The sequence below is a fragment of the Rhodovulum sp. P5 genome (assembly GCF_002079305.1).
GTDB lineage: Bacteria > Pseudomonadota > Alphaproteobacteria > Rhodobacterales > Rhodobacteraceae > Rhodovulum.
Window position 1 is genome coordinate 1,682,971 of sequence record NZ_CP015039.1, and the last position, 17,653, is coordinate 1,700,623.

Below are 17,653 nucleotides of genomic sequence, written 5' to 3' on the forward strand. Positions count from 1 at the left end.
GCCGGTAATTCGGGCGATGAAGGCACGAAGATACGGCATGGTCGGGCTTATAGGGCGCGCAGCCGGCTTGGTAAAGGCGTCAGTCCTCGGCCTTGCGGAAGACGCCCGCAAGCGCACGTTTCAGCACCGCGCTGACCGAGGGGCGCTTGAGCTCGCGGAAGGGCAGCGGGCGACAGACCTCCATCGCGGCGATACCGACGCGGGTTGTCAGCGCGCCGTTGACCACGCCCTCACCAAAGCGGCGGGAAACACGGGCCACCACGCCGCCCCCGGCGATCGAGCCGATCATGTCGTCACCCACGGCCACCACGCCGGTGGCGACCAGATGGGTCAGCACGGATCGGGCAAGACGGATGCTGCCCAGCACCCCGCCGCGCCCGCCATAGATTTCCGCGATCCGGCGGATCATCCGCAGGTTCGCGGTCAGCGCGACCAGAAGGTCGGCCAGCGTGATCGGGACCAGCGCGGTGATGGTGGCAACGGAGCGGGCCGCGCTCTCGATCTCGCGGGTGGCGGCGGTGTCCAGCGGGGTCAGCAATTCGCGTTCGGTCAGGGCCAGCAGGGCATCGGCGTCCAGCACCTCATCCCGACGGTCGGTCAGGTTCTGCCGACCCCAACGGGTATCGTCGCGCTTGCCGTAGAAAGCCAGCAGGTGATCCAGCACCGTGCGCGCCTTGGCCAGATCGTGGGAGGCGATGGCCGCGTCCGCCTCCTTGTGCAGCGTATCCAGCCGGCGCAGGCGCCCGAACGCGGCCAGTTCTTTCAAAACGACCAGAAGAAGCGCCGCCCCGACCATCGCCACAAGCGCCAGCGCGACCGTGCCGATGATCGAACTTCGGTCCAGCAGCGAGGTCACGAAATCCCAGATCGCGACGGACAGGATGAACCCCAAAAGCGCGCTGAGGGACGACCAGAAGAACTTCGCAAGCCGCGACGGGCGGCGGGCGGCAAGGGCCATCACGGTCTGCATCGCGCGCCCCTCGGGCCGGGGGATTTCCCCGGTTTCAAGGTCGGGCACAGGCGGGGCCGTGGCCGGGGTCAGGGGTTTTTCAGGCGCCGCTTCGGTGTCGAACAGCACCGGCGCGCGGGCCGTCCGGCGCACGGGATCTGCCTGCGGCGGCGATGACATCGCCGGGCCACGCGCCATCCGCTCCCGTTCCTCTTTCTCGCGATTCATCCGCTCTCGCTCTGCATTCTCACGCTCTGCGCGCTCCCGCTCAGCCGTTTCGCGCGCCAAGCGTTCCTGTTCGGCCTTCTCACGCGCCACCCGTTCCCGGTCGGCTCTCTCGCGTTCCAACCGCGCGCGCTCGGCCTTCTCACGCGCCGCACGCTCCTGTTCCGCACGCTCACGTTCCAGACGCTCTCGTTCGGCCTTCTCGCGCGCCAGACTTTCCTGTTCGGCGCGCTCGCGTTCCACCCGTTCGCGCTCCGCCCTTTCGCGCGCCAACCGATCCTGCTCGGCTTTCTCACGGGCCGCGCGCTCCTGTTCCGCACGCTCGCGCTCCAGACGCGCCCGTTCGGCCTTCTCGCGCGCCAAGCGGTCCTGTTCGTCCTTCTCACGGGCCGCCCGTTCCCGCTCGGCCCTCTCTCGCGCGAGGCGTTCCTGTTCAGCTCTCTCGCGCTCTACCCGCTCGCGTTCGGCTTGCTCTCGCGCCAAACGCTCCTGTTCGGCGCGCTCCCGTTCCGCCCGGTCCCGATCGGCTTTTTCACGCGCCGCGCGGTCCCGTTCGGCCTGAACGCGTTCCGCCTCGTCCCGTTCCGCCTGCTCGCGCTCTGACGGTGTCCTCTCTTCCGCCGCCGGGCCTGCCTCGGCCGGCTGATCCCCGGTCTCGTCCTCTCCCCCAAGGTCGAACAGAACCGGACGGCGGATCATGTCAGGCGATCCCCGATCAGGAAGTCGGCGGCCTTGTCCAGCCGGATATGCGGCGGCCCATCGCCGGGCTTCAGCGTCAGCCGGGCCGGGGCGAAGTTCATGATGTTGTAATCGGCCTCCAGCCAGTGGTCTGCGCCCCCCCGCGCCGGTTCCAGCAAGACCGCCGGATCCTCGGGAAGTTCCCCGGGATAGAGCGCCGCCTGCCGCCCGGTCGACAACAGCCGCCCGCGCACGCAATGCAGCGTCTCTCCCTGATGCTGGCGCTCTTCCTCCACCGTGGCGCGGAGCGAGGCGATAGCCATCGCCGCGGTCTCTGCCCCGGCGAAATCCGCCCGGCGGCGCGCATCGCGCATCAACGCCTGCATGATCGCGGTCAGCCGCGCGTGCTGGGTGTGGTGCAGGTGATCGGCCTTGGTCGCGGCGAACAGGATCCGCTCCACCCGCTTGCCGACCAGAAGCGAAGACAGCCAGGCATTGCGACCCGGCCGAAACGCCCCAAGGATTTCCGTCATCGCCCGGCGCAGATCCTCCACCGCCCGCGGCCCGGCATGGATCGCGCCCAGCGCATCCACCAGAACCACCTGCCGGTCGATCTTGGAGAAATGATCGCGGAAGAACGGTTTGACCACCTCGGATTTATAGGCCTCATACCGCCGCTCCATCTCCCGGTACAGGCTGCTACGCGGCGGCACCCGATCGGGCTTGGGCAGGGGCGCAAAGGTCAGGACGGGCGATCCCGCCAGATCGCCGGGCAAAAGGAACCGCCCCGGCGAGCAATCGGAGAACCCGGCCTCCCGCGCGCCGTTCAGATATTCGGTGAACGACCCTGCCAGCGCCTGTGCCACGGGTTCGGACAGCTCCGCCGTGATGTCGGTTTCCGACAGCACCGCGCGGAATCCTTCCGACCCGCTGCGCTCCTCCATCCGGGCAAAGGCATCGGCGGCCCATTCGTCATAACTCTTGTCCAGCAGGGCAAGGTCCAGCAGCCATTCGCCGGGATAGTCGACGATGTCCACATGCAGGGTCCGCGGCCCCGTCACCGCGCCAAGGATGCCACCCAGACCGCCCTGCCGCACCTTCAGCGACAACCGCAACTCCGACACCGACCGGGTCGACTCCGGCCAATGCGGATCGGTGCCCGTCAGCGCGGACAGGTGCGTTTCATAGTCGAAGCGCGGGATCGTGTTATCGGGCTGCGGCTTCAGATAGGCCGCGGCGATGGCACCGTAGGCCGCGCCCCGCAATTGCGGCATCCGCCCCCGGTCAAGGATATTCGCGACCAGCGAAGTGATGAACACCGTCTTGCCCGCGCGGGACAGGCCGGTCACGCCCAGCCGGATCACGGGTTCGAAAAATGCCTCGGACACAGAGGCCGAAATCCCCTCGACCCCGCGTGTCATGCTGTCGGCTATGTCGCCTATGCGCAATTGCATACCTCTCGCAGACTCAGGGGCCAGTTAAGCACGCGTTGAGGGTTCTGCCAGCCCCTGCCATGCAGATTGCCAAGGAAGGATTGTCGCGGTAACGGGGGCGCCATGCCCAGATATGCACTGAAGATCGAATATGACGGCGGGCCGTTTTCCGGCTGGCAACGGCAGGCCGACCAGCCCTCCGTGCAGGGCGCGGTAGAGGCGGCACTGACCCGGCTGGAACCCGACGTGCCCTCCATCGCGGCGGCGGGGCGCACCGATGCGGGCGTCCATGCGCTGGGGCAAGTCGCCCATTGCGATCTGGCGAAGGACTGGGATCCGTTCCGCCTGTCGGAGGCGTTGAACTATCATCTCAAACCCGCCCCCGTGGCCGTGGTCGCCTGCGACCGGGTTGGCGATGACTTTCACGCGCGGTTTTCAGCGCTCGAACGGCGCTATCTCTTTCGCCTTGTCAGCCGCCGTGCGCCCCTGACGCATGACCGCGGCAAGGTCTGGCGGGTACCGCATGAGCTGGCCCTTCCCCCGATGCAAGAGGCCGCGCGCCACCTGCTGGGCAAGCATGACTTCACAACCTTCCGCGCCTCGATCTGCCAGGCGGCGTCGCCGGTGAAGACGCTGGATGCCCTCGACATCGAGGAGGTCGACTATCCTTCCGGGCGTGAGTTCCGCTTCCATGTCCGCGCCCGCAGCTTCCTGCACAACCAGGTGCGCAGTTTCGTCGGCACGCTGGAACGGGTCGGCGCAGGCGCGTGGGCGCCCCAGGATGTGAAAACCGCGCTGGACGCCTGCGACCGCGCCGCCTGCGGGCCGGTCTGCCCGCCCGATGGCCTTTATCTGGCCGGGGTCGGCTACGAAACCGCCCCCTTCGCGGCCGCCCAAGACGGCACCTTGGCATAGCCATCCGCAAACCGCGTGCGCCACGTCACTTCAACGACGATGTCCACCCAGCCAAACAGGCCCCCCGTACGCCGACGACCTGCCGCGTCCTTCTTCTTGGTTCCAATACCCCCGCCGGAGGCCCGCGGCCCTCAGGCCGCGCCCGGCCCAACGCCGGACAAGCGGGCAAGGCCCGCGCCGGCCCGGGGGCGGGAGGGTTCAGGTCTTCACATCGGGCGCATCGCGCCCGGTCCGGTTCCGGATCCCGGCGATCTCGTCTGCCGCGGCGATGATATCGGCCAGAACCTCCTCGACCGGGGCTTCCAGCCGCGCGGGGTCGTCGACGAAGTCTTCCAGGTAAACCCGCAGCGTGGCGCCCACCGTCCCGGTCCCCGACAGGCGGAACACCACCCGCGCGCCGCCCTGAAAATGCACGCGCAGGCCCTGCCCCGCGCTGTGAGACCCGTCAACAGGATCGTCATAGGCGAACTCGTCGGCGCTTTCGACGGTACGGCCCGCGATCACCTGCCCCGGCAGGCCGGGCAGGCGGCCGCGCAGATCGTCCAGCATCGCCTCGGCCATCGCCTTGTCGAGGGCTTCGTAGTCGTGGCGGGTGTAGTAGTTCCGCCCGAAGGTCTGCCAATGATCGCTCAGCGTCCCGGCGACGGACTTGCCCGACCGTGCAAGGATGTTCAGCCAGAGCAGCACCGCCCACAGCCCGTCTTTCTCGCGCACATGGTCCGACCCCGTCCCGGCGCTTTCCTCGCCACAAAGGGTCGCGCGCCCCGCATCCAGCAAATTGCCGAAGAACTTCCAGCCCGTCGGCGTCTCATAGCAATCGATGCCCTTGGCTTCCGCCACCCGGTCCACCGCGCGGGAGGTTGGCATCGACCGCGCCACGCCCTTCAGCCCGTCCGCATAGCCCGGCGCCAGATGCGCATTGGCGGCCAGCACGGCCAGGCTGTCGGACGGCGTGACCACGATACCCCGGCCAAGGATCATGTTGCGGTCGCCATCGCCATCGGAGGCCGCGGCGAAATCGGGCGCGTCGGGCCCCATCACCAGATCGACCAGCGGTTTCGCCCAGATCGGGTTCGGGTCGGGGTGGCCGCCGCCGAAATCGGGGCTGGGCACCGCGTTGACCACGCTGCCCGCGGGCGCGCCCAAGATATCTTCCAGAATGGCCTTGGCATAGGGACCGGTCACCGCATGCATGGCGTCGAACCGCAGGGTGAAACCGCCCGCGATCAGCGCGCGGATCGCGTCGAAGTCGAACAACGCCTCCATCAGCGCGGCATAGTCGGCGACCGGGTCCACGACCTCGACCACCATGTCGCCCAGCGTCGTCTCGCCCAAGGTGGACAGATCGACATCCTGCGCTTCGAGAATGTCGTAAGAGGTGATGGTCGTCGTCGCCTCGAAAATGCGGTTGGTGACCTCTTCGGGTGCCGGGCCGCCATTGGGGGTGTTGAACTTGACCCCGAAATCCTCGTCCGGGCCGCCGGGATTGTGGCTGGCCGACATGATCACGCCGCCATCGGTCTTGCGCTTGCGGATCAGGTTGGAGGCCGCCGGCGTCGACAGAAGCGCATTCTGCCCCACGATGACCCGCGCCGCGCCGCCCGCCGCGGCCATTCGCAGGATCACCTGTGCCGCGCGGTCGTTGAAATATCGTCCGTCGCCGCCAAGGACCAGCGTCTTGCCCGCGACACCGCCGATGGCTGTCCAGATCGCCTGCACGAAGTTTTCAAGGTAGTGCGGCCCCATGAAGACCGGTGTCTTCTTACGCAGGCCGGATGTGCCGGGTTTCTGCCCCTCGATGGGCCGGGTCTCGACGGTGATCTTCTGCATCGCGCAGGCTCCCCACTGACGTGTCGCGCGCAGCATAGCGGGGCGACGCGATGCCACAACCCGAATACCGGCGTGGGGACGCATTGCCACGCGCCGTACACTTGCAGCGACGGAATCGCCGGCGCCTCCACGTAAAAGGGTCAGCCGCGCGATGCTGGGAGGACAGGATGATCAAGCTGACGGTAAACGGCACCGAACACGAGGTCGACATCGCCCCGGCGACGCCGCTGTTGTGGGTGCTGCGCGATGTTCTTGGCCTGACGGGGGCGAAATACGGCTGCGGCATCGGGCAATGCGGCGCCTGCACCGTGCATGTCGACGGTGTGGCCGAGAGATCCTGCCAGATCCCCGTGGGCGATCTGTGGGGGGCGGTCACCACGATCGAGGGCTTGGGCACCCCCGACGCCCCGCACCCGGTACAGGCGGCCTGGATCGAACATCAGGTGGCGCAATGCGGCTATTGCCAGTCGGGGCAGATCATGACCGCCGCGGCCCTTCTGGCTGAAGTGCCAGAGCCGGACGAGGCAGCCATCGCCGACGCGCTTTGGAACAATCTGTGCCGCTGCGGCACCTATCCGCGGATCAAGACCGCGGTCCGCAGCGCCGCGCAAAAGCTGAAGGAGGGCTAGGCCCATGTCCCGCATCGGCAAGATCGCCCGCCGCACCTTCCTGATCGGCAGTGCCACCGTCACGGGCGGGTTCGCTGTCGGCTATTACGCCTACCGGAAACCGCCGAAGAACCCGCTGCCGACCGACCCCGCGGGCGATGCGGTGGCGCTGACCCCTTATGTCCTGATCGACGGCAGCGGGGTCACCCTGATCACGCCGCGCGCCGAGATGGGACAGGGCGCGATGACGGTGCAGGCCGCGCTGCTGGCCGAGGAGATGGACATCGCCTGGGCGGATATCCGCACCGATCCCGGCCCGCCCGCGGCGGCCTATTACAATGCCTATGTGGTGGCCAACGGGGCAGCCGCCGCAACCGATGAGGTCTGGCAAGCCGATCTGAAACGGACCTTCGGCACCGGCATCAGCAAGGTCATGGGCCTTCAGATCACCGGCGGGTCCTCGACCGTGCCCGACAGCTATGATCGGCTGCGGCGGGCCGGGGCCACGGCGCGGGCGATGCTGGTCGCCGCGGCGGCCAAGCGGCTGGGGGTCGACACAGACAAGCTGCGCACGGAAGACGGGGCCGTGCTGGCGCCGGATGGCACGCGCCTGCCCTATCCCGACCTTGCGGCAGAGGCCGCCGGGATCACGCCCCCCCGCGCGGTGGCGCTGAAGGACCAGGCAGACTGGCGCTATCTGGGCCGACGGATCGACCGGCTCGACATCGTGGCGAAGTCCACCGGCACGGCGCAGTACGGGCTGGACCAGACGGCGCCGGGCATGGTCTTTGCCTCCGTCCGCACCAATCCGCACCGCGGGGGCGGCATGACCGGGTTCGACGCCAGCGCGGCAGAGGGCACGCCGGGTGTTCTGAAGGTCGTTCCCATCACCGACGGGGCCGGCGTGATCGCCACCAACACCTGGGCCGCCATCGAGGGCGCGAAGGCCATCGCGTTCGATTGGGGGGCTGCGCCTGCCCCGGCGGACAGCGCGGGGCTGTGGGACGCCATCGCCGCCTCCTTCGCCGAGGAGACGCGGGACCACCGGCTGAAGGATGACGGCGATGTGGAGGCGGCCCTTGCCGCCGGAATCGATGTCGCGGCCGAATACCGCGTTCCTTTCCTCGCCCACGCGCCGCTTGAGCCGATGACCGCGTTCGCGTGGTTGAAGGATGGGCATCTGGACATCCGCGCCGGTACGCAGATCCCGCGCTTTTCGCTGAAGAAGGCCGCAAGGATCAGCGGCCTGCCCGAGGATGCCATCACGCTGACCGTACTGACCATGGGCGGCAGTTTCGGACGGCGGCTGGAGGATGACTTCATCGCACAAGTCGTGGAACTGGCCATGGCGATGGAGGGCACACCGGTCAAGCTGATCTGGGCGCGAGAGGAAGACATGACCCACGACTTCCCCCGCCCCGCCGCCATCGCCCGCGGGCGCGGTCGGGTCGCGGATGGACAGGTGCAGGCGTTCGACCTGTCCATCGCCGCACCCTCGGTCCGCGCGTCGCAGATGGGGCGGCTGGGGCTGTCGACCGGCGGCGCGGACAGCACCATCACCGAAGGGGCGTGGGACCAGCCCTTTGCCATCCCGCACTATCGTGTCACGGGCTATCGCACGCCGCCTGTCGTTCCAGTCAGTTCGTGGCGCTCGGTCGGCGCCTCGGGCAACGCGTTTCTCCACGAATGCATGCTGGACGAACTGATCCATGCCGCGGGCGCCGACCCGCTGGCGGAACGGCTGCGGCTGTGTACCCATCCGCTGTCCGCGCGGGTGCTGGAAACCGTGGGCGAGATGTCCGGTTGGGGAACACCGCTGGAACCAGGACGCGGCCGCGGGCTGGCCTATTGCCTGTCCTTCGGCGTGCCCTGCGCAGAGGTGGTGGAGGTCACGGCAACCGACCGGGGCATCCGCATCGACCGGGTCTTCGCCGTGGCAGAGGTCGGCCGCGTCCTCGACCCCGTCAATATCGAGAACCAGATGCAGGGCGGCGTGATCTGGGGGCTGAGCCATGCCATTCATGCGGAACTGACCTATGCAGATGGCCGCCCCGATCAGGAGAACTTCGACACCTACCCCGCACTGCGCATCACCGAATGCCCCGATATCACCGTGCGGGCGCTGGAAAACGGCGACCAGATCCGCGGGATCGGAGAACCGACCGTGCCCCCGGCCGCCCCGGCACTGGCCAACGCGATCTTTGCCGCGACCGGGCGGCGGATCAGGGCATTGCCGCTGAACAAGGCCGTCGATTTCGTGGGATGACGGGCGGCCCCGCCGCCCCCGCACGAAACGGCAGGATAGTGCAGGGCCATTCGGCGGTTCGCCATCTAGCAAGGTGCTGAAAAACCAGAAATCCCACTGTGGCAATCGAAAACCGTTCCTCGTGAGAAACGATGGTGAAGGCAAGTAGAGCCGCGCCCGGACCAGCGTCGGGACGATGTTCCGAAAGGTCTCGACCGTAGGCGCATGTCAAATGCCTTTTCATCAGCCTGCCGGGCGCCCCTTTTCACAATTCCTTCACCTGTCGTCCACGCGCGCGTCGCATCGACCGTTGACCAAGGGACGTCTGTCCTTGGAACCCCGATCGATGACCCGCGCCCTGGCTCTCTTGCTGCTCCTTCTGACCCTCACCCCACCTGCCGTCGCCGCAGACGACGCCGGCGCCACGCTGTACCGGCGGAATTGCTCGGCCTGTCATGGCCGGCCCGCGGACAACCCCAACGCGCCCGACGTGGCCTGGGCGACCCTTGCCGACATCCGCGCCGCCCGCCGGGAGATCGAGGAAATGCGCAAACTGCGCCTGTCGCACGAAGATGAAGCCGCAATCGCGGACTATTTCGCCAGCCTGCGCTGAGCCCGCGATGCGGATCGCCCATCACCGAAACTTCACGCAGACATCATGCACGCTTCACAGGGATCGGTGACGTCTCGGCATCGATCAACCGACGGAGCCTCCAATGCTTAAACGACTTCTTGCCGCCACTGCGATCTGCGCCGCGGGCACTGCCGCGATGTCCGAGCAGTTCAACTTCGTCCTTCTGGGCGACGTGCCCTACGGCAAGCCCGAAACGGTCTTCCCGCCCTTCGAGGCGCTGATCGACCAGATCAACGCGACCAACCCCGATCTCGTCGTGCATATCGGCGACACCAAGTCCGGCTCGACCCTGTGCGACAACGCCATGCTGGATGCGCAACTGGGCTATCTCAACAGCTTCACCGCGCCCACGCTCTACAGCCCCGGCGACAATGAATGGACCGATTGCCACCGCCCCAAGGCCGGCGGTTTCGACCCGCTGGAGCGTTTGGACTACATCCGCACGACCTATTACACCGAGCCGGGCAAGAGCTTCGGGCCGTCAAGGCGGATATCGAAAGCCAGGCTGACAAGGGCTATCCCGAAAACACCCGCATGATGCACAAGGGCGTCATGTTCGTGACGACCCATGTGATCGGGTCCAACAACAACCTTGAAGCGCGCGACATCAAGGCGGTGGAAGAGTTCTTTGCCCGCAACGCCGCCGATATCGACTGGCTGAAGGAAAGCTTTGCCGCCGCCGGCGATGCCGAGGCGCTGGTTCTGGCGATCCATGCCGACATGTTCGAGTTCGACTTCGCCCTGCCGTGGGATTCCGAAGGATACTTGCGCCATTCCGGCTTCAAGGCCTTCGCCGAGACGCTGATGGCCGAGGCCAACGCCTTTGGCAAGCCGGTGCTGCTGATGTTCGGCGACAGCCACAAGTTCCGCATGTTCCGGCCCTTCCCGTCGAAATCCCCCCATGTGATGGCCATTGAAACCTTCGGATCGGCCGACATGCATGCCGTCGAGGTGATGGTCGATACCGACGCGTCCTATCCGTTTGGCGCGCGCCCCTTGATCAACGCCGTTCAGCCGATCGAGTGGAAAGAGTAACCCGCGAACCGTCCGGGGCGCCCCTGATCGGGCGCCCCGCCCTTACTCCCGTTCGATCAGGTTCGCGTCGCGCCGGCGCAGCGCGTCATCGACAAAGGCACGCTCGTCCCCGCGCAGCACCTGATGGCGGCTGTAGATCGGGTGGGCCCGGTCGTTCAGGATCGGCGCGTCCCAACCATCGGTCGTGTCGAAAAACCGGCGCGCGCCCTCGGGCCCGAACTCCCGCAGATAGCCCTGCACCACCACGTCGATATAGCTCAGCAGGATCGGGTGGCGGATATCCGGTGCTTCGGCATGGGACGCCGGGATCGCATAGATCTGGATGTCGACCGGATGCCCGACAGTATGCTCGACCGCATGGCTGACCTCGTGCCGGTCATAGGCGTGTTCGCGTTCGTCCAGCGCCGCCCAGTCATGGCCCGGCACCGCGGCGATCAGCCCCTCGATCACCTCGCCTTCGGCGGGCACGGCCGACAGGAACGCCCGCTGGCGCAGCTTCGTGTGCATCCATGCCCGGCGCCATCCGGTGATCCGCGCCCGGGAAGCATGGGGGAAGCTGTGGGTGGCCCGGTTCACCAGCGAACCGTAGCCGAAAAAGAACGGGTCATGCATGGCATCAGACAATGCGTGCTGCACCTGCGAATGCAAGCCCTTGCCCGAAAGCGACGCATGATCTAGCTTCCGCGGCACCCGTCCCGGGAGAATCCGGCCCCCGCCGGTGCCGAAGGAGCAACCGCCCCGGTAAACTCTCAGGCCTCAGGACCGCGGACGGAACTGGAACTCTGGAGAGAGGCGCATGCGGGCGTCCGCCGAAGGGATAGCGATCTCAGGCAGAAGGACAGAGGGGGCATCGGAGTGGGCGGCCGTGTGTGCGCCCGTAATCGGTGCCGGCGGCGTGACGATCCGGCAAGTGGAAGGAACGACATGTCGGATTTGAACCGCACCGCGCTTTACGATCTGCATCTGGAACTGGGCGCAAAGATGGTGCCCTTCGCCGGCTACGAGATGCCGGTGCAGTACTCATTGGGCGTGATGAAGGAGCATCTGCATTGCCGCGCCGCGGCGGGCCTCTTCGATGTCAGCCACATGGGGCAGGTGATCCTGCGGCCGCTGTCGGGCGATGTGGCCGATGCCGCCGCCGCGCTGGAACGGCTGGTGCCCGTCGATGTGCTTGGGCTGCAAGAGGAGCGCCAGCGCTATGCGCTGTTCACCAATGACGAGGGCGGCATTCTGGACGACCTGATGGTCGCGAACCGCGGGGATCACCTGTTCCTCGTCGTCAATGCCGCCTGCAAGGGCGACGACATCGCCCATCTGCGCGCCCATCTGGCCGACGCCTGCATGGTCAAGGAAATCACCGACCGGTGTCTTCTGGCCCTGCAAGGTCCGGGGGCCGAGGCCGCCCTTGCAACCATCGCCCCCGGGGTGGACGCGATGCGCTTCATGGACGTGGCGACGTTCGAGGGGGCTTTCGGTCCGCTTTGGGTGTCGCGCTCCGGCTATACCGGCGAGGACGGGTTCGAAATCTCGGTGGCTGCCGATCAGGGGCCGGCCCTCGCGCGCGCCCTGCTCGACGACGAAACCGTGCAGCCCATCGGCCTTGGCGCGCGGGACAGCCTGCGGCTGGAGGCCGGGCTTTGCCTTTACGGCAACGATATCGACACCCAGATCACGCCGGTCGAGGCGGACCTGACGTGGGCGATCCAGAAGGTGCGCCGCACGGGCGGGGCGCGGGCGGGCGGATTTCCGGGGGCGGAGCGTATCCTTGCAGAACTGGAAAACGGCGCGGCGCGGCGCCGGGTCGGGCTGTTGCCACAGACCAAGGCGCCGATGCGCGCGGGCACCCCGCTTTTCGCGGATGAAAACGGCGGGGCGCCCATCGGCGCCGTCACCTCCGGCGCCTTCGGCCCGTCGGTCGAGGCGCCGGTCTCGATGGGCTATGTGCCTGTTGACCTGAGCGCCCCCGGCACGACGATATACGGGGAGGTCCGCGGCAAGCGCCTGCCCGCAAAGATCACCGCCCTGCCATTCCGGCCGGCCACCTACAAACGTTGAGGGATATCGAGATGAAATTCACCGAAGAACATGAATGGCTGCGGGCCGAGGGCGACCTTGTCGTCGTCGGCATCACCGAACACGCCGCCGAGCAACTGGGCGATATCGTCTTCGTGGAACTGCCCGAACCGGGCACGACCGTGTCCAAGGACGACGAGATCGTGGTGATCGAAAGCGTCAAAGCGGCCTCTGACATCCTCGCCCCCGTCGATGGCGAGATCGTGGAGGTCAACGAGACCCTGCCCGACAACCCCGGCCGCGTGAACGAGGACCCGCTGGGCGAGGCGTGGTTCTTCAAGATGAAGATCGAGGACATGTCCGTTCTCGACGATCTCATGGACGAGCCCGCCTACAAGAGCTTCATCGGGTAACCGGATATTTGCATGACCTACACACCCAGCACCTACCTGCCCTACGACTTTGCCAACCGCCGCCATATCGGCCCCTCGCCCGAGGAAATGGTCGAGATGCTGGAGGTGCTGGGGCTGACCACCCTTGAAGGGTTGATCGACGAAACCGTGCCGCAAAGCATCCGTCAGGCCGAGCCGCTGGATTACGGCAAGCCGAAGTCGGAGCGCGAGATGCTGTGGTACATGCGGCAGATCGCCAAGAAGAACAAAGCCTTCACCACGATGATCGGGCAAGGGTTCTATGGCACGGTCACGCCGCCGGCGATCCAGCGCAACATCCTGGAAAACCCGGCCTGGTACACCGCCTATACCCCCTATCAGCCCGAGATCAGCCAGGGTCGGCTGGAGGCGCTTTTGAACTATCAGACCATGGTCAGCGACCTGACCGGGCTGGAAATCGCGAACGCCTCGCTTCTGGATGAACCCACCGCCTGTGCCGAGGCGATGACCATGGCCCAGCGCGTGGCCAAGTCGAAGGCCAAGGCCGTGTTCGTGGACCGAGATTGCCACCCGCAGAACATCGCGCTGGTCCGCACCCGGGCGGAACCCTTGGGGATCGAGGTGATCGTGGGCGACCCGTTCTCCGATCTGGAGCCGGAAAAGGTTTTCGCCGCGATCTTCCAGTATCCCGGCACCTATGGCCATATCCGCGACTTCACCGACCCGATCGCGCGGCTGCACGAAACCGACGCGCTGGGGATCGTCGTGGCCGACCCGATGGCGCTGGTCGTGCTGAAGGAACCGGGCGCGATGGGCGCCGATATCGCCGTGGGCTCGACCCAGCGGTTCGGGGTGCCGATGGGTTATGGCGGGCCGCATGCGGCCTATATGGCCTGCCGTGGCGCCTATAAGCGGGCGATGCCGGGCCGGATCGTGGGCGTGTCCATCGACAGCCACGGGCACAAGGCGTTCCGGCTGGCGCTGCAGACGCGGGAACAGCATATCCGGCGGGAAAAGGCGACCTCGAACGTCTGTACCGCGCAGGCGCTGTTGGCGGTGATGGCCAGTTTCTACGCGGTGTTCCACGGCCCCAAGGGGCTAAAGGCCATCGCCCAGCGCATCCACCGCAAGACCGTGCGCACCGCCCGCGGTCTGGAAGAGGCGGGCTTCACCGTCGACCCGGCAGAGTTCTTTGACACCTTCACCGTCGAGGTCGGCCCGATGCAGGGCGTGATCTACAAGGCCGCGCTGGCCGAGCGGATCAACATCCGCAAGGTGGGCGAGACCAAGCTGGGGATTTCGCTGGACGAAACCACCCGCCCCGCCAGCATCGAGGCGCTGTGGCGCGCCTTCGGCATCGACAAGAAAGACACCGGTGGCGACCGCCAGTACCGCTTCCCCGCGGGGATGGTGCGCACGACCGACTACCTGACCCACCCGGTCTTTCACATGAACCGGGCCGAGACCGAGATGATGCGCTATATGCGCCGGCTGGCCGACCGCGACCTTGCGCTGGATCGCGCGATGATCCCGCTGGGCTCTTGCACGATGAAGCTGAACGCCGCGGTGGAAATGGCCCCGATCACATGGCCGGAATTTTCCAACATCCACCCGCTGGCCCCCGCCGACCAGGTGCAGGGCTATGCGCAGATGCTGGCCGATCTGTCGGCCAAGCTGTGCCTGATCACCGGCTATGACGCGATGTCGATGCAGCCCAATTCCGGCGCACAGGGGGAATATGCGGGTCTGCTGACGATCCGCGCCTATCACAAGGCCCGGGGCGAGGACGACCGGGATATCTGCCTGATCCCGACCTCGGCCCATGGCACCAACCCCGCCTCCGCCCATATGGCCGGGCTGAAGGTCGTCGCGGTCAAGGCCGCCGCCAATGGCGATATCGATCTGGAGGATTTCAGGGCCAAGGCCGAGGCCGCGGGCGACAAGCTGGCCGCCTGCATGATCACCTATCCCTCCACCCACGGGGTGTTCGAGGAAACCGTGCGCGAGGTGTGCGAGATCACCCATGCCCATGGCGGGCAGGTCTATCTGGACGGGGCGAACCTGAACGCGCTGGTGGGGCTGGTCAAACCGGGCGAGATCGGTGCCGATGTCAGCCACCTGAACCTGCACAAGACGTTCTGCATTCCCCATGGCGGCGGTGGCCCCGGCATGGGACCCATCGGGGTCAAGGCGCATCTGGCCCCCTACCTGCCCGCCGATCCGTTCAGCGGCAAGGGCGGCGCGGTCAGCGGGGCGCCCTACGGCTCGGCCTCCATCCTGCCGATCAGCTTTGCCTATGTCCTGCTGATGGGCGGCGCGGGGCTGACGCAGGCGACCAAGGTGGCGATCCTGAACGCCAATTACATCGCCAAGCGGCTGGAAGGCGCCTATAGCGTGCTTTTCAAGGGCAAGGGCGGCCGGGTGGCCCATGAATGCATCATCGACACCCGCGATTTCGTGGAAACCGCCGGCATCACCGTCGACGACATCGCCAAGCGCCTGATCGACTGCGGCTTCCACGCCCCGACGATGAGCTGGCCGGTGGCAGGCACCCTGATGATCGAGCCGACCGAATCCGAGACCAAGGCAGAGCTTGACCGGTTCATCACCGCGATGCTGGCGATCCGGGAGGAGATCCGGGACATCGAGGAAGGCCGGATCGAGAAAGCCAACAACCCGCTGAAGCGCGCGCCCCACACGGTCGAGGATCTGGTGACCGACTGGGAACGCCCCTACAGCCGCGAACAGGGTTGCTTCCCGCCGGGCGCGTTCCGGGTGGACAAGTACTGGCCGCCGGTGGGGCGGGTGGACAACGCCTATGGCGACCGTCACCTCGTCTGCACCTGCCCGCCGGTGGAGGATCTGGCCGAAGCCGCGGAATAGTCCCGTGAGCGAAAGGGCCCCATCGCGTTGCGCCGATCTGGGCCCTTTCCTCCCGGCCCGGGACACCGCAAGATGGCCGCGATGAAAGATGCGGGACACAGCAGCGGGCACAGTATCCGCCATGCCACGAACCTTGTGGGGCGCTCGGCCGACTGGCTGGGCAGCACGGGGTTCAACGAAACGTCCGACCCTCTCCACATCTGGGGCGTGACCGAGATGAACCGCAGCCTCTTCGCCATGCTGGAAGGGGCCGACGACCTGACCGAGGCGGGGGAGGCGTTCCGCGCCTACATGACGGGCATGTTCGCACCGGATCCCGAACAACAGGCAAACACCGGTAGCAAGCACTACCGCGCATCGTTCCTGCGGCTGATCCAGGGCTGGGGGTTTGACAGCAACGGGCCGGAAGGCGCCGTTCTGAAAGGGTGGGTCGAAAGCCGGTTTGGCGTCTGCCCCTCCTACCACAAGGACATCATCGACGGCCCCGCGGGCCCGGCCTGGACAGGCTATGTCGAGGAAAAGATGTCCAGCCGCTTCCACAACAACGCGATCTGGGTGCAACTGGATTTGTTGTTCGAATTCTGCCAATGGGCGATCCGGCGTTTCGCCTTTCCCGGCCAGACCCATCTGACCCTTTATCGCGGGGTCAACGATGTCGACCGGCACCGGATCGTGGAACGGACCGGCCGGCGCGCGGCGGTGATCCGGCTGAACAATCTGGTTTCCTTTTCGGCCGACCGCGACGTTGCGGGCTGTTTCGGCGACCGGATCCTGACGACGCGGGTGCCGCTGGCCAAGATCGTGTTCTTCAACGGCCTGCTGCCCACGAAACTGCTGCACGGAGAGCGGGAGTTCCTTGCCATCGGGGGCGATTACAGGGTCACTATGGACTATGTCTGAGGAGAGCGCCCCGTGACCCTGCCCAGCGTGCAGAACCGCGCACTTGCCGCCTATCTGGGCTTTGCAGTGGGCGATGCGCTTGGCGCCACGGTGGAGTTCCTGACCAAGGGAGAGATCGCGGCAGAATTCGGCGTGCACCGCGACATCGTGGGCGGCGGCTGGCTGAACCTCGACCGTGGGCAGGTGACCGACGACACCCAGATGTCGCTGGCGCTGGGGCGGTCGATCCTGCGCATGGGCGGACTTGACGCCCATGATGTCTGCGAGGAATTCGCCGCGTGGCTGGACACCAAGCCCGCCGATGTCGGCAACACCTGCCGCAGGGGCATCCGGCGGTTCGTCCGGGAAGGCACGGTCGAAGGCCGCTTTGCCGAGGGCGATGCGGGGAACGGCGCGGCCATGCGGGTTCTGCCGGTGGCCCTTGCGACCTATGGCCAGCCGGACCGGGCAGAGGCGTGGACCCTGTCCCAAGCCCGCACCACCCATCACCACCCGCTGTCCGACGACGCCTGTATCGCGCTGGTGCGCATGGTCCACGGGCTGTTGCAGGGGCTGGGCCCCGAGGTGGTGCAGGACGAATGCGCGGGGCTTACACAGAAGCACAAGGTCTTCGGGTTCGCGCGCTATCCGGGCCAGTGTTCGGCCTTCATCGTCGACACGATGCAGACGGTTCAGCACTTCTATCTTGGCACCCGGGGGTTCGAGGATTGCGTCGTAGAGACCGTCAATCAGGGCGGCGATGCCGATACGACCGGGGCGCTTGCGGGCATGCTGGCGGGCGCGACCTACGGGATGGAGGCGATCCCCACCCGCTGGCTGGACGCGCTAGACAGCGACGTCTATCGCGAGGTCCGGGCACAGGTGCCGCGGCTGCTGGCCGTGCCGCAGGCCGCCGAGGCGAGTTGACCACCCG

15 protein-coding genes and 1 riboswitch are annotated in these 17,653 nt (G+C 66.9%); of the genes, 11 read left to right on the top strand and 4 right to left on the bottom strand.

The window, feature by feature from the left end:
- Positions 1-79 precede the first annotated feature (79 nt).
- Positions 80-1,873, bottom strand: coding sequence for a TIGR01620 family protein (locus tag RGUI_RS22485; RefSeq protein ID WP_371587332.1), 1,794 nt, complete (start codon positions 1,871-1,873; stop codon positions 80-82).
- The gene (locus RGUI_RS08225; RefSeq protein ID WP_172841215.1) at positions 1,870-3,300 is read right to left on the bottom strand and encodes a YcjX family protein; all 1,431 of its coding nucleotides are present in this window, start codon (positions 3,298-3,300) and stop codon (positions 1,870-1,872) included. Before RGUI_RS08225 ends, RGUI_RS22485 begins: the two co-directional genes overlap by 4 nt.
- A gap of 108 nt (positions 3,301-3,408) precedes the next feature.
- On the opposite strand from RGUI_RS08225, the gene truA reads away from it, so the two are divergent.
- Positions 3,409-4,200 (top strand): tRNA pseudouridine(38-40) synthase TruA, encoded by a 792-nt coding sequence (gene truA, locus RGUI_RS08230; protein ID WP_081532607.1) that lies wholly within the window; start codon positions 3,409-3,411, stop codon positions 4,198-4,200.
- Positions 4,201-4,398: 198 nt separating this feature from the next.
- Here the strand turns inward: truA and RGUI_RS08235 are convergent, their stop codons facing one another.
- The gene (locus RGUI_RS08235) at positions 4,399-6,030 is read right to left on the bottom strand and encodes an alpha-D-glucose phosphate-specific phosphoglucomutase (RefSeq protein ID WP_081532608.1); all 1,632 of its coding nucleotides are present in this window, start codon (positions 6,028-6,030) and stop codon (positions 4,399-4,401) included.
- A 170-nt stretch (positions 6,031-6,200) separates the two neighbouring features.
- On the opposite strand from RGUI_RS08235, the gene RGUI_RS08240 reads away from it, so the two are divergent.
- From RGUI_RS08240 to RGUI_RS08260, 5 genes are all read left to right on the top strand, one after another.
- Complete coding sequence (locus RGUI_RS08240) at positions 6,201-6,659, top strand: (2Fe-2S)-binding protein (RefSeq protein ID WP_081536022.1); 459 nt, start codon at positions 6,201-6,203, stop codon at positions 6,657-6,659.
- A gap of 4 nt (positions 6,660-6,663) precedes the next feature.
- Positions 6,664-8,904 carry a xanthine dehydrogenase family protein molybdopterin-binding subunit gene (locus tag RGUI_RS08245; protein ID WP_081532609.1) on the top strand — a complete coding sequence of 747 codons (2,241 nt, stop codon included), beginning with the start codon at positions 6,664-6,666 and terminating at the stop codon, positions 8,902-8,904.
- 325 nt (positions 8,905-9,229) lie between these two features.
- Positions 9,230-9,496, top strand: coding sequence for a cytochrome c (locus RGUI_RS21155; protein WP_156882909.1), 267 nt, complete (start codon positions 9,230-9,232; stop codon positions 9,494-9,496).
- Between the two features lie 103 nt (positions 9,497-9,599).
- Entirely contained in the window at positions 9,600-10,055 is a 456-nt protein-coding gene (locus RGUI_RS08255) for a metallophosphoesterase (protein WP_081532611.1), read from the top strand.
- Positions 10,052-10,552, top strand: a complete 501-nt coding sequence (locus tag RGUI_RS08260; protein WP_081532612.1) for a hypothetical protein — start codon at positions 10,052-10,054, stop codon at positions 10,550-10,552. The genes RGUI_RS08255 and RGUI_RS08260 overlap by 4 nt, the downstream gene beginning before the upstream one ends.
- Before the next feature lie 42 nt (positions 10,553-10,594).
- Here the strand turns inward: RGUI_RS08260 and RGUI_RS08265 are convergent, their stop codons facing one another.
- Positions 10,595-11,164: a gamma-glutamylcyclotransferase family protein gene (locus RGUI_RS08265; protein WP_081536023.1), complete on the bottom strand. Its 570-nt coding sequence runs from the start codon at positions 11,162-11,164 to the stop codon at positions 10,595-10,597.
- A gap of 75 nt (positions 11,165-11,239) precedes the next feature.
- A riboswitch (glycine riboswitch) is annotated at positions 11,240-11,327 on the top strand.
- 149 nt (positions 11,328-11,476) lie between these two features.
- Here RGUI_RS08265 and gcvT point away from each other — a divergent pair.
- The 5 genes from gcvT to draG all read left to right on the top strand — a co-directional run bounded on the left by gcvT (position 11,477) and on the right by draG (position 17,646).
- Entirely contained in the window at positions 11,477-12,607 is a 1,131-nt protein-coding gene (gene gcvT, locus RGUI_RS08270) for a glycine cleavage system aminomethyltransferase GcvT (RefSeq protein WP_081532613.1), read from the top strand.
- Positions 12,608-12,618: 11 nt separating this feature from the next.
- Complete coding sequence (gcvH, locus tag RGUI_RS08275; RefSeq protein ID WP_081532614.1) at positions 12,619-12,978, top strand: glycine cleavage system protein GcvH; 360 nt, start codon at positions 12,619-12,621, stop codon at positions 12,976-12,978.
- Between the two features lie 12 nt (positions 12,979-12,990).
- Positions 12,991-15,840, top strand: a complete 2,850-nt coding sequence (gene gcvP, locus RGUI_RS08280; RefSeq protein ID WP_081532615.1) for an aminomethyl-transferring glycine dehydrogenase — start codon at positions 12,991-12,993, stop codon at positions 15,838-15,840.
- Between the two features lie 72 nt (positions 15,841-15,912).
- Positions 15,913-16,740 (top strand): NAD(+)--dinitrogen-reductase ADP-D-ribosyltransferase, encoded by an 828-nt coding sequence (locus tag RGUI_RS08285; protein ID WP_253799023.1) that lies wholly within the window; start codon positions 15,913-15,915, stop codon positions 16,738-16,740.
- A 12-nt stretch (positions 16,741-16,752) separates the two neighbouring features.
- Positions 16,753-17,646 carry an ADP-ribosyl-[dinitrogen reductase] hydrolase gene (draG, locus tag RGUI_RS08290; RefSeq protein ID WP_081532617.1) on the top strand — a complete coding sequence of 298 codons (894 nt, stop codon included), beginning with the start codon at positions 16,753-16,755 and terminating at the stop codon, positions 17,644-17,646.
- Positions 17,647-17,653: the final 7 nt, after the last annotated feature.